Here is an 18,042-nt window from a genome sequence, read left to right on the forward strand (position 1 = left end):
ATAGAGCTATGAATGACATGAACCCCGCCTTTCTTAAAGCCAGCGCAATGCCTGACGTGCAATCCACTTTGGATGAGCGCGCTTTGCCAATTGAGCGGGTGGGTATACGTGGCGTACGTCATCCGCTTACTATTCGCAGCAAGACGGGTAATTTTCCATCAGTAGGCCTTTTCGAGATGGATGTTGCATTGCCTGCGCATGTGAAGGGCACTCATATGTCGCGCTTCATGGCCTTGCTACAAAAACAAGATATTGCTGTCGATAGCACTTCAGTAGTAGCAATGGTGCGTGAGATGTTGCCATTGCTCGATGCCAAAGAAGGCCATGTGCAATTTACTTATACGCACTTTGTTAAAAAAGCAGCACCAGTATCTGGTGTTGAAAGCTTGATGGATTACGAAGTGACTTGGATGGCTACTGCGAAGCAAAATGCAGCCGGTAGTTCTGATGTTGAATTGGCTTTGCGTGCTCAAGTTCCGGTGATGAGTTTGTGTCCTTGCTCAAAAGAGATTTCAGATTTTGGTGCGCACAACCAGCGTTCACATGTCACGATGTCAGTAGTGCTCGATGCCGTTACTAAGATGACAGTAGAGGATTTGGTTTCTGCTGCAGAGAGCGAAGCATCTAGTGAGTTGTGGGGCTTGCTTAAGCGCCCTGACGAAAAATGGGTTACTGAGCATTCATATAGCAACCCAAAATTTGTAGAAGACTTGGTTCGTGATGTAGCCGGCAATCTCAAGGCAGATCAGCGTATTCACTCTTTTGTGGTCGAGGCCGAGAACTTTGAGTCGATTCACAACCATAGCGCATTCGCCAGAATTAGCCACCAGAAATAGGCAAATACTGATAAGCAATCAATTTATTTCAGATTATTGCTTTGCAAATCCCAACGGGGTTTGATATCAAAGGCTCCAGAAGTTGTGGAGCCATAATTTTTTTCAATCAAGCGCAGTGCTCCAGCAAACGCAATCATCACACCGTTATCGGTACAAAGTTCCAGTGGCGGGTAATGCACTTCAAAACCATTGCGTTTCGCTTTGTCATTGAGCGCAGCACGTAGCTGTAAATTAGCGCCAACGCCACCTGCAAGTACTAAATGTTTGCAAGCTGTTTGCTTGAGTGCTTTCTCGGATTTGCTGACAAGAACTGCGACGATGGAATCAACAAAGCTTCTAGCAAGATCCGCATGAAACTGTGCGATTTCATTTGCATCAAGAATATTTTTCTCAGCAAACTTTTTAGTTTGATTGAGAACGGCAGTCTTGAGGCCAGAGAAAGAAAAATCTAAATCACCAGAATGCATCATGGGTTTTGGTAAATCAAAAATACCCGGACGACCTTGCTCTGCTAATTTAGAAATTGCTGCTCCACCTGGGTAATCCAAGCCGAGTAATTTGGCCGTCTTATCAAAAGCTTCTCCTGCGGCGTCATCCAAAGTCTCACCAAGGAGCTCATATTGACCAATGCCGGAGACTTTCATGAGTTGGGTATGACCGCCAGACACCAAAAGGGCGATAAAAGGAAATTGGGGTGCTGTCTGACCCAAAAGAGGGGAAAGCAGGTGTCCTTCGAGGTGGTGAACCCCAATGGAGGGTAAATTAAGTCCTTGGGCGAGGGATTTGGCAAAGGCACTACCCACGAGGAGGGCGCCAGCCAGCCCAGGCCCCTGAGTGAATGCCACGGCATCAATATCGGTCAAATTGAGGCCTGATTGGGCTAAAGATTGGTCTAAGAGGGGTAAAACTCGTCGGATATGGTCGCGGGAGGCTAATTCAGGTACAACGCCCCCATAGTCCCGGTGCATGGCGATTTGGGAGTGTAAGCCCTGTCCCAGTATGCCCTGGAAGGCCGGTTTACCCTCTTCCCAAGGCGTGGTGTTGTATAAAGCCACCCCGGTCTCGTCACAAGAAGTTTCTATTCCTAAAACAATCATTTTTTGCTTAGCCGTGCTAGAATTGCAATTCAGTTAATTTTTCGATATCTATCGAGCATATACGAGTTAAATAAGTATGACTACAGTCCGCCTCCGCGAAAACGAACCATTTGAAGTGGCATTGCGCCGTTTTAAGCGCACCATTGAAAAGAATGGCCTTTTGACAGACTTGCGTGCACGCGAGTTTTACGAGAAGCCAACGGCTGAGCGTAAGCGTAAGAAGGCCGCAGCTGCTAAGCGCCATTACAAGCGTATTCGCAGCCAAATGTTGCCTAAGAAGCTTTACTAATAGAATTTAAAAGCTCTCCTCACCGAGAGGCTTTGAAACCCGCTGACGGTGAAACGCAGCGGGTTTTTGCTTTTTGAATTGCCAAATACAACTAGCTAGCTGTACAGCTAGATATATTCAACATTAGGAATCAAGCCATGACTCTAAAAGACCAAATTACCGAAGATATGAAAAACGCTATGCGCGCTAAAGAAGTTGCGCGCCTAGGAACAATTCGTCTTTTGTTGGCTGCCATCAAGCAACGTGAAGTCGACGAGCGCATTGTGGTTGATGACGCTGGTGTGATTGCCACTGTTGAGAAAATGATTAAGCAACGTAAAGATTCGATCTCTCAATTTGAAAAAGCCAATCGCGACGATTTGGTTGCAATTGAATCTGCCGAGATGGTGATTTTGCAAACTTATTTGCCAGCACAGTTATCTGATGCTGAAGTAGAAGCTGCAGTAGCTGCTGCTGTTGCATCTACTGGCGCCGCAGGCCCACAGGATATGGGCAAGGTTATTGGCGCATTAAAAGGTCAGCTGGCTGGCAAAGCCGATATGGGTAAAGTTTCCGGCTTGGTAAAAGCCGCATTGGCGAAGTAAGTAATTACAGTAGCTAGCCAAGCAAGAAAAATACTTTCATACTGGCCACATGGCACTCATTCCACAATCCTTCATAGCCGATCTTTTAAATCGGGTTGATATTGTTGATGTAGTTGGGCAGCACGTTAAGTTAAAAAAAGCGGGCGCGAACTTTCAGGGTTTGTGCCCCTTCCACTCAGAGAAGTCTCCCTCATTTTCGGTATCGCCTACCAAACAGTTCTATCACTGCTTTGGTTGTGGTGCACATGGCTCTGCTATTAGTTTCTTAATGGAATACTCTGGCCTAGGTTATGTGGATGCCATTGAAGATCTTGCGCGTTCTGCAGGCTTAGATGTACCTCGTGAAGAACGAACTGCAAATGATGTAGCAAGACAGCAGCAAGCAATGGCATTGAGTGAGGTCATGAGCTCAGCTGCAGATTGGTACCGTCAACAACTTAAAGGCAATACTAGAGCAGTAGAGTATTTAAAAGGTCGTGGCCTGACTGGTGAGATTGCTAAGCGCTATGCTTTAGGTTATGCACCTGACGGATGGCAGGGCTTAGAAGCGGTGTTTGGAACCTACTCTAATGATGAGATAGCGAAGACCTTGGTGGAAGGTGGCTTGCTGATTCAAGGTGAGCAAGCGGAAGGCGGTCAAGCTATTAAACGCTACGATCGTTTTCGTGATCGCATTATGTTCCCCATTCGCAACCCCAAAGGCCAAACCATTGGTTTTGGTGGGCGCATTCTGGATCAGGGTGAGCCTAAGTATTTAAATTCACCTGAAACACCATTGTTCTCCAAAGGCAACACGCTCTACGGATTATTTGAAGCAAGACAAGCAATTCGCGCACAAGAGTATGTTCTGGTGTGTGAAGGGTATATGGATGTTGTTGCCTTAGCGCAATTGGGTTTTCCAAATGCGGTTGCAACATTGGGTACAGCTTGTACAGCAAACCATGTGCGCATGCTCTTGCGTCAGGCTGACAAAGTGGTTTTCTCATTCGATGGTGACTCTGCCGGGCAGCGTGCAGCTCAGCGTGCACTTGAAGCTTGCTTACCACTCATGTCAGACGATAAAGAAATTCGTTTTTTATTTTTACCTACAGAGCATGATCCCGATAGCTATGTTCGCGCTTATGGGGCCCCTGCTTTTGAGAAGGCAATTAAAGAGGCGATGTCTATCTCTAGCTTCTTCTTTAAGGTTGTTAGTGAGGGTCATGAGCAAACTACTCCTGAAGGTAGAGCCCATACCCATCATGCTGCTAAGCCACTATTGTTGTCCATGCCGCCAATCGCGCTACGTACACAAATCTTGCGCGAGTTAGCGATTCGAACTAATACAACCCCAGCAGAGCTCGAAGCTTTTTGCGGTTTAACGGTAGCGCCAGTAAGACAGACTACTTATCAGCCAATGCAAGCAAGGGCACAAAGTGGCCAAGGCAATCAAAGTAATTCTAGTAGCTATGTCGGCAACAGCAATCGTCAAGGTGCACCATGGCAAGCATCAAAGGGGTCTGCAAAGCGAGTAGCAACTCAAAATATTGAACCACCCAAAGCACCAACTGATTTGGCAGAGCAAATGCTGCGAGTCATCATTCAGTTTCCGCATTTGGGAAAAGCGTTAGATTCGACTAAACGCGCACTTGCACTAAAGGCGGCTGAGCAAAGATCTGAAAAAGCCCATGCTTTGATGCAAGATCTTTTATCGCAGTGTGATTTGGTTGAGCTGATTCCAGGTGAAGGCAATAAACCGGCAATCGCAGGTGCTGGTGCCTTTGCGATGTTCCAAGATCAACTCTCTCGTAGTGAGTTAGCCCCTTTGTATGAAGTTCTGAGAAATCGGGTGATGGGTTCTGATTTGGAGCTCGAAGGTGCGGCCGCTGATCTGGACGGGGCATTTAAAAAGCTGGAACTCACCCATCTCAAGCAAGAAATGACCGAAATTGCCCAAAAGATCGCTGGAAGCACTGCTTCTGAGCAAGATAAAGCCCGCTATCGGGAATTGGGTGAAAAGCTGAAATTCTCCTAAGAAATTTCTGAAGAACCCCTAGAAATACCCTGAAATTGCCCCATATTTTTAGGTAGGGTGGGGGTAAAAAAGTCGCAATCGACTATAATCCTTTGTTCCCAAGAAAAAACCGATTTAATTCAGCCACTTGCGCTTTATTTTGATGAAATTTGGGGTAAGTGGGTAAGTGAGTTACTACGGGGCTGTGTTTCATCAGTCGATATCAATAACAGTAATGTGAATAAGTGCTAATAAATGCCGAATACCAAGACCAAAAAACCAGCTCCCAAAGCGAAAGCTCCAGCTAAGCCAGTAAAAGCTGCTGCAAAGCCAGCGGCTAAAGCAAAAACTCCTGCAAAGCCAGTGAAGGCTGCAGCCAAACCAGTTGCTAAAGCGAAGACTCCGGCAAAGCCGGCTCCAAAAGCGAAAGCTCCAGCTAAACCAGTAAAAGCTGCTGCTAAGCCGGCACCTAAAGCTAAAGCGCCGATTAAGCCTGCTCCAAAAGCGAAAGCTCCAGCAAAACCGGTAAAGGCTGCTGCAAAGCCTGCACCTAAGGCCCCAGCTAAGACTCCAGCAAAACCGACAAAAGCTGTTGCAAAGCCGGTAGCAAAAGTACCGACAAAAGTACCTGCTAAGCCAGTTGCCAAAGCACCTGCGAAAGCAGTCAAGACAGAAGTCAAAGTTGAGCCAGTAAAAAAAGGTAAAGCTGCGCCTGTATCTAAACCTGAACCAGTTAAAGCGGTGAAGGAAGTAAAAGAAGCTAAAGAAACAAAAGAAGTAAAAGAAGCCAAGGTTAAAAAAGCCACAGTTGCTGAGGTAGAAGTTCTAGCTGCCGATGAGGAAAAAAAGCGCGGCCGTAAAGCGAAAGCGGATGCCCCTGCAGAAAATGCAGAGCCAGTATTGACGGATCGTCAAAAAGCCCGTGAGCGTAAAGCTAAAGAAAAGGCGCTCTTAAAAGAATTCGCAGCACAGCAGTTAGGCACCGAAGAGCAACAAGAGTTACGTCGTGCTCGTTTAAAGACTTTGATCAAGATGGGTATGTCCAAGGGTTACTTAACCCATGGCGAGATGAATGACGTGATGTCTGATGAGTTGTCTGATGCTGATGCATTAGAGACTTTGATCAGCTTGCTCAATGACATTGGCATTACTGTTTACGAACAAGCGCCCGATGCTGAAACCTTAATTCTTTCTGACAACACAGAAGCTGCAGCTTCCGAAGAAGAGGCTGAAGAAAAGGCTGAAGCAGCCCTTTCCACTGTGGATTCAGAGTTTGGTCGTACAACCGATCCAGTACGTATGTATATGCGTGAGATGGGCACCGTAGATTTGCTGACTCGCGAAGGCGAGATCGTGATTGCGAAGAAGATTGAAGCTGGCCTCAAAGATATGGTGATGGCTTTGGCTGCTTGCCCTGTCACTATTGCTGAAATTCTAAGCAACGTAGACAAGATTGCTAGTGGCGAGATGGAGATTGACCAGTTTGTTGATGGCTTGGTTGATCCTAATGCAGAAGATATTAAGCTTGGACCTGAAGAGCCAGAAATTGACCCAGATGCCGAAGAAGGCGATGAAGAGGGCGGTGAAGACGAAGGCGGCGGCGGTGGTGGCGGTGCTGCAACTGCGAATGCCAAGCAACTAGAAGAGTTAAAGCAGATTTCTTTAGAGAAGTTTGCGATCGTACGCACACAAGCTGACAAGATGCGTCGTGCTTTCGATAAAGATGGCTACAACTGCCCAGCCTACATCAAGGCGCAGGACGGGATTCGTGCTGAATTGCTTGGTTTCCGCTTAACAGCAAAGAGTGTTGAGAAGTTATGCGATACCATGCGCTCACAAGTGGATCAGGTTTGGAAGTTAGAGCGTGGCATTGTTAGTTTGTTGGTAGACAAAGTTGGCGTCAATCGCGGTGAAGTATTAAAAGACTTCCCTAAGATGTCCATGAATTTGACTTGGACTGAAAAGCTGCTCAAAGAGAACAAGCCTTACAGTGCGCTCTTGCAACGTAACGTTCCAGCGATTCAAGAATTGCAGCAGAAATTAATTGATATTCAGAAGAATGTCGTTATTCCACTTCCAGAGTTAAAAGAAGTGAACAAGCAAATGATCGCTGGCGAGAAGCGTGCCCGCGAAGCAAAACGTGAGATGACAGTGGCCAACTTACGTTTGGTAATTTCGATTGCTAAGAAATACACCAACCGTGGTTTGCAATTCTTGGACTTGATTCAAGAGGGCAATATCGGTTTGATGAAGGCGGTCGATAAGTTTGAATACCGTCGTGGCTATAAGTTCTCTACCTATGCAACATGGTGGATTCGTCAGGCCATTACTCGTTCGATTGCTGACCAAGCCCGTACGATCCGTATTCCAGTTCATATGATTGAGACAATCAACAAGATGAACCGTATCAGCCGTCAGATCTTGCAAGAAACTGGTCATGAGCCAGATGCTGCAACTTTAGCGCTGAAGATGGAGATTCCTGAAGACAAGATTCGCAAAATCATGAAGATTGCTAAGGAGCCTATCTCTATGGAGACTCCAATCGGCGATGATGCAGACTCTAATTTGGGTGACTTCATTGAGGACAACAACACATTAGCTCCGGCTGAAGCTGCTTTGCATGACTCAATGCGTGACGTAGTCAAGGATGTACTTGATTCATTAACACCGCGCGAAGCAAAAGTATTGCGTATGCGTTTTGGTGTTGAGATGAGCACCGATCATACTCTTGAAGAGGTTGGCAAACAGTTCGACGTTACTCGTGAGCGTATCCGTCAGATCGAAGCGAAGGCGCTGAGAAAAATGCGTCATCCAAGCCGAAGCGACAAACTCAAGACCTTCCTCGAGGAAGATTGATTGTCTAGCACTTCGATATCGTGAGTCCTTTATAAAAAAGGATTCACGATCTGCAGTCTCTTATCAATTACTTGCCGGTGCTGCATATCTTCTGAGTACAGTTTTTCGCATCCTGCTTGCAAAGCCGCAGCAATAATCATTGAATCATAGTGATGGTATCCATATCGCCTGGACACCATCAATCCAGTTTCAAAAGTATCTATATCAAGCGATCTTACGTTGAATGTAGACGTAAATAAATCTAAAAATTCATCCAGCTCACTATTAGATATTTTTATTTTTCTAATGCTAGCAGAAGTAAATTCATTAAGCACCTGAACGCTTATTACGTTCGATTGCTGTAAATTTTTAGTAACCCAGTCTGCTTTTTTAGTATCCGATGATAGTAAATAAAGTAGGGTATTGGTATCAAAAAATATCTTCTTAGCGTTCATTCAATTCAGATCTATCAAAGTGAAAATCAGCGGGCATGCGACCACGAAATTTTCTCAAACTTTGAAGCCTATCCTGCAAGGAAGGTTTCTTCTTAACTTGGAAATGCTTTTTATCCGCAACATGAACCTCAATGTCATCTCCTTCTTTTAGCTCTAAAAATTCGACCACTTGAGCTGGTAGACGAATGGCAAGGCTGTTCCCCCATTTTGATACGACCATGATTTTCATCTCCTTTAGATATACATATAATAATGTATATCTAAATAAAAACCAACAATTCAGCAAGTGCATACCAATCAATCATTTGAAGAGCCCCTTCAATTACAATGAGTGCTTAGGGCCTATAGCTCAGTTGGTTAGAGCAGAGGACTCATAAGAAAGAATCCCTAGGGGTCTTGTCGCAAAGACCTCAATGATTTCAAGAGCTTAGTGGTGGTTAAGACATATAAAATTGCTTACACACCGCTTACACACCAAGGCAAAAACCGAGGTGTGTAGTAAATGTGGTTTTAGTGTGGTTTTAAGAAGTAAAACACCCGTCAAAAGGTGTGTAGTAAATGAAAGTTTTAGGGCCTATAGCTCAGTTGGTTAGAGCAGAGGACTCATAGCGAAAGTTGTGCCTTATGCGTGGAAACTGCATAAGGGATGGTGTCAAATTCGGAGAAAGCTAAAGGTAGCCAAAAGCTGCACAAGCTAACGCCGAGCCAAGCTTCAGCGTGAAAGTGCTGTTGAAGGTGTAGAGACTAGACGGCACCCACCTAAGTTCAGAAATGAATACGGTGAAGGCATAGTCCAGGGAGTAGTGAAAGCTACACAAACCGGAATCCTTTGGTCCCAGGTTCAAGTCCTGGTAGGCCCACCAGAAAAGCAAACCCTCATCAGAAATGGTGAGGGTTTTGTCTTTTAGAGTTTTTAAAGTTCTTCTCTGGTGTATGGGATGCCTTCTTCATCGTAGATGCAATAAATTAAATCAAGCATTGCCTTAATTTCTTCAGACTTATCCATTGATCTAGTGCTCATGATGATGGGGGAGTAGGCATGCTTTTCATTTAATTCTAGATAAACAACGTCATCACGTTTCATGCCCTGCAAGCTAAATGGAACAATGGATACACCTTCGCCTGCAGCAACAAGGCCAATGGCTATTTGTAATTCTCGAACTTCAATAATCTTTTTGGGATGAACATCCCTTTCTTTGAAACCATTTAATACTTGGTCTGCGTAACTAGGACGGGGATTTTTTGGAAAGACAATGAGATATTCATCGGCTAAGTCTTTTAAGTTGATGGGCTTGTTTGATTTTGATAGTGAGTGCTCATAAGGAACTGCAGCAATGAGTTTTTCCTCCCTCAATACAATCCGTCTGATATTGGCGTCTTCATGACGTACTCTTCCAAAGCCAATATCAATCTTTCCATCTTTCAAAGCTTTGAGCTGTTCCATTGTTGTCATTTCATACATCCGCAATTCAATGGAATTAAATTTGGCTCGATATTTTCGAATAATTTTCGGAAGTTTTCCGTAGAGCGTTGATGCAACAAAACCGACATTCAGAATTCGGTTGATATTGCCAACCCGTTGAGTCATGGCCTTGAGCTCGCCAGTTCTAGCTAAAACCTGTTTGGCATGCTCATAGAAAAAGTTGCCCGCGTCTGTCAGCTTGAGGGGTCGAGAGTTCCTAACAAACAGAGTTACGCCCAACTCTTCTTCGAGTTGTTGGATCTGTCTGCTCAAGGGCGGCTGTGCAATGAACAGTTTTTCAGAAGCTCTAGTGAAGTTCTTTTCTTCTGCAACAGCAACAAAGTAGCGTAGGTGTCTTAATTCCATATGTATACCTTTTAAGTATCAAAAGGATACCAAATCAGTCTTGGACTCGTCAAAAAGACCTGTTTAGAGTTCATTTATCGAAAAACTATACGAAATAGATATGATCAAATCAGTAGAAACCCTAATAGTTGATGTGCCGACTATCCGCCCACACAGGTTATCTGTGGCCACGATGAATGCCCAGGCTCTTGTTTTGGTGCGCATTCTTTGTAATGACGGTATTGAGGGATGGGGTGAGGCTACCACTATTGGTGGCTTGAACTACGGTGAAGAAAGTCCTGAGAGTATCAAGATAAACATTGATACCTATTTTGCTCCGCTCATTATTGGGATGAAGGCTGACCAGGTTGCTAAGGTCATGCATAAGTTGCGTACCACTATTCAAGGTAACCGTTTTGCAAAATGCGCAATTGAAACTGCGTTATTGGATGCACAAGGCAAGCGTTTAGGCATTCCAGTTAGTGAATTGCTTGGCGGTCGAGTTCGCGATCAGTTGCCTGTAGCTTGGACTCTAGCAAGCGGTAGTACTGATAAAGATATCGCTGAAGCGGAGAAGATGATTGCACTGCGCCGTCACAATATCTTCAAATTAAAGATTGGCTTACGTTCAGTCCAAGCTGACGTAGAGCATGTCTTGGCAATCAAAAAAGCACTGGGCCCAGATATTAGTGTTCGTGTAGACATAAACCAGGCTTGGAGCGAGTTAAATGCTGTTAAAGGTATAGCTTCACTTCAGGCAGGTGGAATTGATTTAATTGAACAGCCAGTTAAAGCAATTCATAAAGCCAGCATGGCTCGCCTGACCAATCAATTTGATGTTGCCATCATGGCCGATGAGGCATTGCATGGTCCTAGTGATGCATTAGAGCTTGCCAATAAATATGCAGCAGATGTATTCGCTGTGAAGATTAATCAATCCGGCGGCTTGTTTCCAGCGCTTCAAGTAGCAACTATTGCTGAGCTGTCTGGTATCAGCTTGTATGGTGGAACCATGCTTGAGGGTGCAGTAGGAACTGCTGCCTCTGCCCACGTATTTTCAACATTCAATGACCTTGCCTTCGGCACAGAGTTATTTGGACCCTTATTGCTTACTGAGGAAATCTTGGTTGAGTCACTGGTCTACAAGGATTTCAGCTTGCAAGTACCAACTGGCCCAGGCCTTGGTATCCAGCTCGATATAGAAAAAATAAATTATTTAAAGCGTCAACAAGGTCATTCCGATCAAGTTGATTTGATAACTGCCTAAATAGGAGACAGCATGTTATTTCACGTACGTATGAATGTAAATTTGCCACCGGACATGCCGGTAGCAGAAGCGACAGCCTTAAAGACAAAAGAAAAAGAGATTGCACAAGGCTTGCAATCATCTGGCAAGTGGCGTCACTTATGGCGTATTGCAGGTCAGTACGCAAATATCAGCATTTTTGATGTTGAGAGCGTAGAGGAGTTGCATACAGCAATTTCCACACTGCCACTCTTCCCATATATGCAAATTGAAGTAATGCCTTTATGTAGACATCCATCTTCTATAAGAGGAGATGACAGTTAATCCATTGAAAACTCAACTCAACAACATTGAAATTTAGTAAATCAAATTAATTATTAAGGATACAAAATGAAACATACAGAAATTGAAAAATTAGCAAAAGAATGGATCGTAGATGCAGCGGATTCTCCTGCCAATCCGCGAGTTCAGGCAATTACTCTTCGCCTGGTGACTGATTTATGCAAAGCGATTGAAGACTTAGATATCACCCCAACAGAGTTTTGGAAAGGTTTAGAGTATTTCTCAGAAGCCGGTGCCCGTAATGAATTGGGTCTTTTAGCCCCCGGTATTGGTCTAGAGCGCTTCTTAGATATACGTTCCGATGAGGCTGATGAGAAGGCTGGCCTGGCAGGCGGAACTCCCCGCACAATTGAAGGCCCTTTGTATGTTGCCGGCGCTCCAGAGTCTAAAGGTTTTGCTCGAATGGATGATGGCTCTGAAGTGGATAAAGCTGATCCACTGTTTATGCAGGGCACAGTTTTTGGCGCGGATGGTAAGCCATTAGCTAATGCAAAGGTGGAAATGTGGCATGCCAATACATTGGGTGGCTATTCATTCTTTGACAAGACTCAGCCTGCGTATAACTTACGTCGCACGATCATCACTGATGAGAATGGTCGTTATGCCATGCAAAGTATCGTGCCAAATGGTTACGGATGCCCTCCGGATGGGTCTACCCAAGCATTATTGAATCTATTGGGTCGCCATGGCCAGCGTCCGGCGCACGTGCACTATTTTGTGACGGCACCTGGTCATAGAAAGTTAACTACTCAAATCAATATTGATGGTGACAAGTACCTCTGGGATGACTTCGCTTTTGCTAGTCGTGAAGGTTTGGTACCGCCACTAGTTCGTGTAAGTGATCCAGCTGAAATGAAGGCAAAAGGTGTGCGTAAGCCTTATGTATCCATTGATTTTGATCTTCATTTAGTGGTTGAGAAGCCTGGAGCTGCTTCAGGAATTGTTGATAGAGCCCACTTCGCTGCGTAATTTGAATTTGGGGTGCTTGCACCCCTTTCATAAAGGATAAAAAAATGATTCCAATTCATGTAGATAACAGTCCAAAACTCAAAAGCCTTGATGAATTTCTAGTCGAGGATAAAGAGAAGGGCGACTATCGCCTCCACCGTAGTGCATTTACCGATAAAGACTTATTTGAATTAGAGATGAAGCACATCTTTGAGGGTAATTGGATTTATTTGGCGCACGAAAGTCAAATCCCAAACATCAATGATTACTACTCTACCTATATTGGTAGTCAGCCAATCTTCATTTCTCGTAATCGTCAGGGTGAACTGAATGCCATGATGAATGCTTGTAGCCATCGTGGCGCTCAGTTGTGTCGTCATAAGCGCGGCAACAAGGCTACTTTCACTTGCCCATTCCACGGCTGGACATTTAATAACAGCGGAAAGCTCTTGAAGGTAAAAGATCCAGAGGAGGCCGGCTACCCAGAGTGCTTTAACAAGGAAGGCTCACACGATCTCAAGAAGGTGCCTAAGTTTGAAAGCTATCGCGGCTTCTTATTTGGTAGCTTGAATGATGATGTTGCCCCTTTAAAGGACTTTTTGGGTGAAGCCGCCAAGATCATTGACATGATTGTGGATCAATCTGCTGATGGACTCGAAGTATTGAAGGGCGCTTCAACTTATACCTTTAACGGTAATTGGAAGCTTCAGGCAGAAAACGGTGCTGATGGTTATCACGTATCTGCTGTTCATTGGAATTACGCTGCAACTACCAACCATCGTAAAGAGCAAGAAGCAATTCGCGAGGACAACATCAAGGCGATGGATGCTGGTAAGTGGGGTAAGCAGGGTGGTGGCTTCTATTCATTTGATCACGGCCATATGCTCCTCTGGACAAAGTGGGCTAATCCACAGGACCGGCCAAATTTCCCGAGGCACCAGGAATTTTCCGATAAGTTTGGCAAACCAATTGCTGATTGGATGATTGAGCGCTCCAGAAATCTTTGCTTATATCCAAACGTGTATTTGATGGATCAGTTTGGCTCCCAAATTCGCGTGCTGCGCCCATTGGCTGTTGATAAAACTGAAGTCACTATCTACTGTATTGCTCCTAAAGGCGAATCAGCAGAAGCACGCTCTAGAAGAATCCGTCAATACGAAGACTTCTTTAACGTGAGCGGTATGGCTACTCCAGATGACTTGGAAGAGTTTAGAGCTTGCCAGGAAGGCTTTGCTGCAAAGACGATCGAGTGGAACGATATGTGTCGTGGTTCAGAGCATTGGATTAAAGGCGCTGACGATGCGGCTAAAGAGATCGGCTTGAAACCCGTATTAAGTGGCTTGAAAACTGAAGATGAGGGCCTGTACACAGTTCAGCATCGCTATTGGCTTGAAACAATGAAAAAAGCAGTTGAGCAAGAGCAGGTGAGCGCATGAAAACGATCTCCATATTAGATATCAATGCATTTTTGTATTACGAGAGTCGCCTATTGGACGATGAGCAGTGGGATGAGTGGCTTAATTGCTATAGCCCAGACGCTGAATTTTGGATGCCTTCCTGGGACGATAACGATGAGTTGGTAACAAATCCACAAGAAGAAATTTCTTTGATTTATTACCCAAATCGTCAAGGCCTTGAGGATCGTGTATTCCGCATTAAGACTGAACGCTCAAGCGCAACTATGCCCGACACAAGAACCTGTCACAACATTACTAATGTTGAGTTAGAGAAGCGTGATGGTGATATCTGTACGGTTCGCTTTAATTGGCACACCCTAAGTCATCGATACAAAACCAACTACAGCTACTTTGGTATGTCTCGTTATGTAATCGACTTCTCTGGCGATAAGCCAATCATTTTGAACAAATACATCGTTCTTAAAAATGATTACATCAGTCAAGTCATTGATATCTATCACATTTAATACATCGGCGGAATGCTATGAGCTATAACATCGCACTACAGTTTGAAGACGGGGTAACTCGCTTTATTTCCTGCAACGAAGGCGAAAAACTTTCTGATGCTGCATATCGTCAGAAAGTGAATATTCCGCTTGATTGCAGGGATGGGGCTTGTGGTACCTGCCGTGGTTTATGTGAATCTGGTGATTACGATCTACCTGAGTCTAGTTATATAGAGGATGCACTTACTCCGGAAGAAGCTGCTCAGCGTCAGATCCTGGCTTGTCAGATGAAGCCCAAGTCGGATTGTGTGGTGAAGATTCCCGCATCATCTGCCGCATGTAAGACTGGATCTTCATCATTCCCAGGCAAGATTGCACAGATTGAAAAACTATCGAACTCAACAATTGGGTTCTCAATTGAGCTTGATGATCCTGCTTCTTTAACGTTCCTACCTGGCCAATATGTCAATGTGCAAATTCCAGGAACAGACTTAACGCGGGCCTATTCTTTTAGCTCTCCGCCAGGCGCATCCATTGCATCTTTTGTAGTGCGTAATGTCCCTAATGGTCGTATGAGTCAGTATCTAGCAGACATTGGTAAGTCAGGCGATGCGATTTCATTTGCCGGACCAAATGGTAGTTTCTATCTGCGCGAAGTTAAGCGTCCGGTGTTATTTCTCGCTGGTGGAACAGGTATTGCACCATTTTTATCGATGCTGGACTCTTTGGCTGCATCGGGATCTGCGCATCCAATCAAGATGGTATTCGGTGTGACAAATGATATGGACTTAGTAGCCCTAGATCAGCTCGAAGCCATGAAAACAAAACTGCCTGATTTTGAATATCGGACGGTGGTTGCTTCATCCGAAAGTACTCATGATCGCAAAGGCTATGTCACAGAGCATATTGAAAACGAATGGTTAAACCAAGGTGAGGTGGATATTTATCTATGTGGTCCAGTAGCCATGGTAGATGCTGTACGCAATTGGTTGTCTGGCGCAGGTGTTACCCCAGCAAATTTCTTGTTTGAGAAATTTTCTCCAAGTGCTGTAGGTGCATGATGACTCAGGCGCTAAGATTTAAGAATAAAGTTGCTATTGTCACGGGTGCTGCCCAAGGGATTGGCGAAGGCGTGGCAATTGCCCTAGCTAAAGAGGGTGCCAAGGTTATTTTGGCCGACCGCTCCGATCTAGTTGATGATGTGGCAAAGAAGCTAGGTAAGCTAAAAGCAAAGTCTTTGACGGTTAAGGTTGATTTAGAGACCTATGCTGGTGCTTCAAAGCTAATTTCAGAGGCAGTAAAGGCATTTAAAAAGATCGATATTATTGTTAATAACGTCGGTGGCACTATTTGGACAAAGCCTTACGAGAACTATGATGAAGATCAAATAGAGGCAGAGATTCGTCGCTCCTTGTTTCCAACCTTATGGTGTTGTAGAGCTGTATTACCGGTGATGATTAAGCAAAAGCATGGCGTTGTCGTAAATATTTCTTCTATTGCCACTCGCAGTATTCACCGTATTCCATATGCCGCAGCAAAAGGCGGAGTAAATGCGATGACTGCTAGCTTGGCATTTGAGCACGCTAAAGATGGTATTCGCTTTAATGCGGTCGCCACTGGTGGAACTGAAGCTCCTCCGAGAAAGATTCCGCGAAACAAGAATAAATTATCCAAGCAAGAAGAGGTTTGGTATCAAGGGATCATTGACCAAACGATTGATTCCAGTTTGATGCATCGGTATGGAACAATTGAGGAGCAGGTAAGGGCGATTTTATTCCTAGCTTCTGATGAGTCATCTTATATCACTGGCACAGTATTACCAGTTGGTGGCGGAGATTTGGGCTAATGAAGCGCGCCTTTTTCGAAGATATTTCACCCTCTTCAATTACGGCTGGCTTTCTTGTTGTATTGATTTCCTATGCTGGGCCGATGCTGATATTCTTTCAGGCCGCATCTCTAGCTCAGGTATCTAATGAAGTTCTATCTTCTTGGGTATGGGCGGTATCGTTTGGTGGTGGTATTTCCGGGATTTATCTCAGTTGGAAATATAAGATGCCGATCATTACTGCTTGGTCCGCTCCTGGCGCTGCTCTCTTAATCACCTTATTTCCGCATATGTCGGTCAATGAGGCAATTTCTTCTTATATCACTGCCGCAATGATCATTCTATTGATTGGCATTACGGGTACCTTTGACAAGCTAATAAAGCATATACCCAAGGGAATAGCAGCCGGAATGATGGCGGGCATTCTATTTCAGTTTGGTATCAATATATTTAAATCTGTATCAACCATGCCTGCCTTGGCTTTATCGATGATTGGAATTTATCTGATATTTAAAAGGCTGATACCAAAATTCGCGATCTTAGTTGTTTTATTTTCAGGAATCGGGCTGGCATATCTCATTGGTGATGTTAATCCAGATAATTTCAGGCTAGCTTTGGCACATCCAACATTCATAGCTCCTGTGTGGACATGGGAATCCACATTCAGCTTTGCAATACCGTTGGTTCTAGTAAGTTTGACCGGCCAATACTTGCCGGGAATGGCAATCCTCAAGTTATCGAGCTATCACGTGCCCGCTAAGCCCATTATTACTTTTACAAGCTTCATGTCACTGGTAACCGCATTCTTTGGTGGCATTACTACTACGACTGCAGCGATTACGGCAACCCTATGTACAGGCAAAGAAGCTAACGAAGATCCAAACAAGCGATATGTTGCAGGCATTTTCAGCGGCGTTTTCTTTTTAATTGGCGGTTCCTTAGCAGGTTCAATCGTTCTCATTTTCACTAGTCTTCCAAAAGAGCTCATCGCGCTTTTGGCTGGCTTAGCTTTACTTGGCGCAATCGTCACTAGCCTCATGAGCACTTTAGAGGAACCTGATCATCGTGAGGCTGCCGCAATCACATTTTTAGCAACTGCATCTGGTATGACTTTTTTAGGTCTGGGATCAGCATTCTGGGGAATTGTGATTGGATCTATTGCATATGTTGTTTTTGATAAAGATTTATTGAAATTAAAGAGTAAAGAAAAGAATGATTGATAAAACATCGGCTTCAATACATGAGGCTATAAAACAAATCAAAGATGGCTCAACCGTCATGATTGGGGGCTTTGGGACGGCTGGTCAGCCTGCGCAGTTAATTGATGCTTTGATTGAGCATGGAGCCAAAGAGTTAACAGTAGTAAATAACAATGCTGGAAATGGTGATCTTGGCTTAGCTGCCTTATTAAAAGCTGGTCAAGTAAAGAAGATTATCTGTTCATTTCCAAGGCAATCTGACTCTTACGAGTTTGATAAGTTGTACTATGCCAAAAAAATTGAACTCGAATTAGTCCCGCAAGGTAACTTAGCGGCTCGCATTCAGGCGGCAGGGGCTGGTCTTGGTGCTATCTATACCCCAACAGGATTTGGCACCCTCTTGGCTGAAGGCAAAGAAAGCAAAGTTATTAATGGCAAAGGCTATGTGCTTGAGTATCCGATTCATGCCGACTTTGCACTCATTAAAGCATTTAAGGGTGATCGCTGGGGCAATCTTACTTATCGAATGAGTGCTAGAAATTTCGGTCCCATTATGGCGACCGCAGCTAAATGCACCATCGCGCAGGTAAATGAAGTGGTGCCATTGGGGGATATTGATCCCGAGCATGTTATTACACCAGGCATTTTTGTGAAGCACGTTGTTGCTGTGAAAGGGAAATAAA

The 18,042-nt window shown here is 44.5% G+C and carries 18 protein-coding genes; 14 read left to right on the plus strand and 4 right to left on the minus strand.

Features of this window, described 5'->3' with window-relative positions; translation table 11 throughout:
* The first annotated feature begins 8 nt into the window (after positions 1 to 8).
* Positions 9 to 836, plus strand: a complete 828-nt coding sequence (gene folE2 / locus ICN36_RS05480; RefSeq protein ID WP_216227377.1) for a GTP cyclohydrolase FolE2 — start codon at positions 9 to 11, stop codon at positions 834 to 836.
* A 23-nt stretch (positions 837 to 859) separates the two neighbouring features.
* Here the strand turns inward: folE2 and tsaD are convergent, their stop codons facing one another.
* Positions 860 to 1,933 carry a tRNA (adenosine(37)-N6)-threonylcarbamoyltransferase complex transferase subunit TsaD gene (gene tsaD / locus ICN36_RS05485; RefSeq protein ID WP_216227378.1) on the minus strand — a complete coding sequence of 358 codons (1,074 nt, stop codon included), beginning with the start codon at positions 1,931 to 1,933 and terminating at the stop codon, positions 860 to 862.
* A 76-nt stretch (positions 1,934 to 2,009) separates the two neighbouring features.
* Between tsaD and rpsU the strand changes: the two genes are divergently transcribed.
* The 4 genes from rpsU to rpoD all read left to right on the plus strand — a co-directional run bounded on the left by rpsU (position 2,010) and on the right by rpoD (position 7,655).
* Entirely contained in the window at positions 2,010 to 2,222 is a 213-nt protein-coding gene (rpsU, locus tag ICN36_RS05490) for a 30S ribosomal protein S21 (RefSeq protein ID WP_011903537.1), read from the plus strand.
* 137 nt (positions 2,223 to 2,359) lie between these two features.
* Positions 2,360 to 2,806: a GatB/YqeY domain-containing protein gene (locus ICN36_RS05495; protein WP_216227379.1), complete on the plus strand. Its 447-nt coding sequence runs from the start codon at positions 2,360 to 2,362 to the stop codon at positions 2,804 to 2,806.
* 49 nt (positions 2,807 to 2,855) lie between these two features.
* Positions 2,856 to 4,820 carry a DNA primase gene (gene dnaG / locus ICN36_RS05500; protein WP_216227380.1) on the plus strand — a complete coding sequence of 655 codons (1,965 nt, stop codon included), beginning with the start codon at positions 2,856 to 2,858 and terminating at the stop codon, positions 4,818 to 4,820.
* A 234-nt stretch (positions 4,821 to 5,054) separates the two neighbouring features.
* Complete coding sequence (gene rpoD, locus ICN36_RS05505) at positions 5,055 to 7,655, plus strand: RNA polymerase sigma factor RpoD (RefSeq protein ID WP_216227381.1); 2,601 nt, start codon at positions 5,055 to 5,057, stop codon at positions 7,653 to 7,655.
* A 29-nt stretch (positions 7,656 to 7,684) separates the two neighbouring features.
* Here the strand turns inward: rpoD and ICN36_RS05510 are convergent, their stop codons facing one another.
* From ICN36_RS05510 to ICN36_RS05520, 3 genes are all read right to left on the minus strand, one after another.
* Positions 7,685 to 8,089 (minus strand): PIN domain-containing protein, encoded by a 405-nt coding sequence (locus tag ICN36_RS05510; protein WP_072582870.1) that lies wholly within the window; start codon positions 8,087 to 8,089, stop codon positions 7,685 to 7,687.
* Positions 8,079 to 8,309, minus strand: coding sequence for an AbrB/MazE/SpoVT family DNA-binding domain-containing protein (locus ICN36_RS05515; protein ID WP_072582921.1), 231 nt, complete (start codon positions 8,307 to 8,309; stop codon positions 8,079 to 8,081). The genes ICN36_RS05510 and ICN36_RS05515 overlap by 11 nt, the downstream gene beginning before the upstream one ends.
* Positions 8,310 to 9,002: 693 nt before the next feature.
* Complete coding sequence (locus tag ICN36_RS05520) at positions 9,003 to 9,917, minus strand: LysR family transcriptional regulator (RefSeq protein ID WP_216227382.1); 915 nt, start codon at positions 9,915 to 9,917, stop codon at positions 9,003 to 9,005.
* A 100-nt stretch (positions 9,918 to 10,017) separates the two neighbouring features.
* Here ICN36_RS05520 and ICN36_RS05525 point away from each other — a divergent pair, with 100 nt between their 5' ends.
* The 9 genes from ICN36_RS05525 (at position 10,018) to ICN36_RS05565 (ending at position 18,041) form a co-directional block, all read left to right on the plus strand.
* On the plus strand, positions 10,018 to 11,163 hold the full coding sequence (locus ICN36_RS05525) for a muconate/chloromuconate family cycloisomerase (RefSeq protein WP_216227383.1): 1,146 nt from the start codon (positions 10,018 to 10,020) through the stop codon (positions 11,161 to 11,163).
* A gap of 12 nt (positions 11,164 to 11,175) precedes the next feature.
* Positions 11,176 to 11,466: a muconolactone Delta-isomerase gene (catC, locus tag ICN36_RS05530; protein ID WP_216227384.1), complete on the plus strand. Its 291-nt coding sequence runs from the start codon at positions 11,176 to 11,178 to the stop codon at positions 11,464 to 11,466.
* A gap of 66 nt (positions 11,467 to 11,532) precedes the next feature.
* Positions 11,533 to 12,453: a catechol 1,2-dioxygenase gene (gene catA, locus ICN36_RS05535; RefSeq protein ID WP_216227385.1), complete on the plus strand. Its 921-nt coding sequence runs from the start codon at positions 11,533 to 11,535 to the stop codon at positions 12,451 to 12,453.
* Positions 12,454 to 12,497: 44 nt separating this feature from the next.
* Positions 12,498 to 13,868: a benzoate 1,2-dioxygenase large subunit gene (gene benA, locus ICN36_RS05540; protein WP_216227386.1), complete on the plus strand. Its 1,371-nt coding sequence runs from the start codon at positions 12,498 to 12,500 to the stop codon at positions 13,866 to 13,868.
* Positions 13,865 to 14,356 carry a benzoate 1,2-dioxygenase small subunit gene (benB, locus tag ICN36_RS05545; protein ID WP_071466649.1) on the plus strand — a complete coding sequence of 164 codons (492 nt, stop codon included), beginning with the start codon at positions 13,865 to 13,867 and terminating at the stop codon, positions 14,354 to 14,356. Before benA ends, benB begins: the two co-directional genes overlap by 4 nt.
* A gap of 17 nt (positions 14,357 to 14,373) precedes the next feature.
* Entirely contained in the window at positions 14,374 to 15,396 is a 1,023-nt protein-coding gene (gene benC, locus ICN36_RS05550; RefSeq protein WP_216227387.1) for a benzoate 1,2-dioxygenase electron transfer component BenC, read from the plus strand.
* The gene (locus tag ICN36_RS05555) at positions 15,396 to 16,181 is read left to right on the plus strand and encodes a 1,6-dihydroxycyclohexa-2,4-diene-1-carboxylate dehydrogenase (RefSeq protein ID WP_216227388.1); all 786 of its coding nucleotides are present in this window, start codon (positions 15,396 to 15,398) and stop codon (positions 16,179 to 16,181) included. The genes benC and ICN36_RS05555 overlap by 1 nt, the downstream gene beginning before the upstream one ends.
* On the plus strand, positions 16,181 to 17,380 hold the full coding sequence (locus ICN36_RS05560) for a benzoate/H(+) symporter BenE family transporter (protein WP_216227389.1): 1,200 nt from the start codon (positions 16,181 to 16,183) through the stop codon (positions 17,378 to 17,380). Before ICN36_RS05555 ends, ICN36_RS05560 begins: the two co-directional genes overlap by 1 nt.
* Entirely contained in the window at positions 17,373 to 18,041 is a 669-nt protein-coding gene (locus tag ICN36_RS05565) for a 3-oxoacid CoA-transferase subunit A (RefSeq protein ID WP_216227390.1), read from the plus strand. The genes ICN36_RS05560 and ICN36_RS05565 overlap by 8 nt, the downstream gene beginning before the upstream one ends.
* Position 18,042: the final 1 nt, after the last annotated feature.

The sequence above is a fragment of the Polynucleobacter sp. UK-Gri1-W3 genome, assembly GCF_018881595.1.
Classification (GTDB): Bacteria; Pseudomonadota; Gammaproteobacteria; order Burkholderiales; family Burkholderiaceae; genus Polynucleobacter.

What these genes read in the sequence shown, in the direction of transcription:
- folE2 (WP_216227377.1), top strand. Translation starts at nt 9, where the DNA reads ATGAATGACATGAACCCCGCCTTTCTTAAAGCCAGCGCAATGCCTGAC.
- tsaD (WP_216227378.1), bottom strand. Translation starts at nt 1,933, where the DNA reads ATGATTGTTTTAGGAATAGAAACTTCTTGTGACGAGACCGGGGTGGCT.
- rpsU (WP_011903537.1), top strand. Translation starts at nt 2,010, where the DNA reads ATGACTACAGTCCGCCTCCGCGAAAACGAACCATTTGAAGTGGCATTG.
- ICN36_RS05495 (WP_216227379.1), top strand. Translation starts at nt 2,360, where the DNA reads ATGACTCTAAAAGACCAAATTACCGAAGATATGAAAAACGCTATGCGC.
- dnaG (WP_216227380.1), top strand. Translation starts at nt 2,856, where the DNA reads ATGGCACTCATTCCACAATCCTTCATAGCCGATCTTTTAAATCGGGTT.
- rpoD (WP_216227381.1), top strand. Translation starts at nt 5,055, where the DNA reads ATGCCGAATACCAAGACCAAAAAACCAGCTCCCAAAGCGAAAGCTCCA.
- ICN36_RS05510 (WP_072582870.1), bottom strand. Translation starts at nt 8,089, where the DNA reads ATGAACGCTAAGAAGATATTTTTTGATACCAATACCCTACTTTATTTA.
- ICN36_RS05515 (WP_072582921.1), bottom strand. Translation starts at nt 8,309, where the DNA reads ATGGTCGTATCAAAATGGGGGAACAGCCTTGCCATTCGTCTACCAGCT.
- ICN36_RS05520 (WP_216227382.1), bottom strand. Translation starts at nt 9,917, where the DNA reads ATGGAATTAAGACACCTACGCTACTTTGTTGCTGTTGCAGAAGAAAAG.
- ICN36_RS05525 (WP_216227383.1), top strand. Translation starts at nt 10,018, where the DNA reads ATGATCAAATCAGTAGAAACCCTAATAGTTGATGTGCCGACTATCCGC.
- catC (WP_216227384.1), top strand. Translation starts at nt 11,176, where the DNA reads ATGTTATTTCACGTACGTATGAATGTAAATTTGCCACCGGACATGCCG.
- catA (WP_216227385.1), top strand. Translation starts at nt 11,533, where the DNA reads ATGAAACATACAGAAATTGAAAAATTAGCAAAAGAATGGATCGTAGAT.
- benA (WP_216227386.1), top strand. Translation starts at nt 12,498, where the DNA reads ATGATTCCAATTCATGTAGATAACAGTCCAAAACTCAAAAGCCTTGAT.
- benB (WP_071466649.1), top strand. Translation starts at nt 13,865, where the DNA reads ATGAAAACGATCTCCATATTAGATATCAATGCATTTTTGTATTACGAG.
- benC (WP_216227387.1), top strand. Translation starts at nt 14,374, where the DNA reads ATGAGCTATAACATCGCACTACAGTTTGAAGACGGGGTAACTCGCTTT.
- ICN36_RS05555 (WP_216227388.1), top strand. Translation starts at nt 15,396, where the DNA reads ATGACTCAGGCGCTAAGATTTAAGAATAAAGTTGCTATTGTCACGGGT.
- ICN36_RS05560 (WP_216227389.1), top strand. Translation starts at nt 16,181, where the DNA reads ATGAAGCGCGCCTTTTTCGAAGATATTTCACCCTCTTCAATTACGGCT.
- ICN36_RS05565 (WP_216227390.1), top strand. Translation starts at nt 17,373, where the DNA reads ATGATTGATAAAACATCGGCTTCAATACATGAGGCTATAAAACAAATC.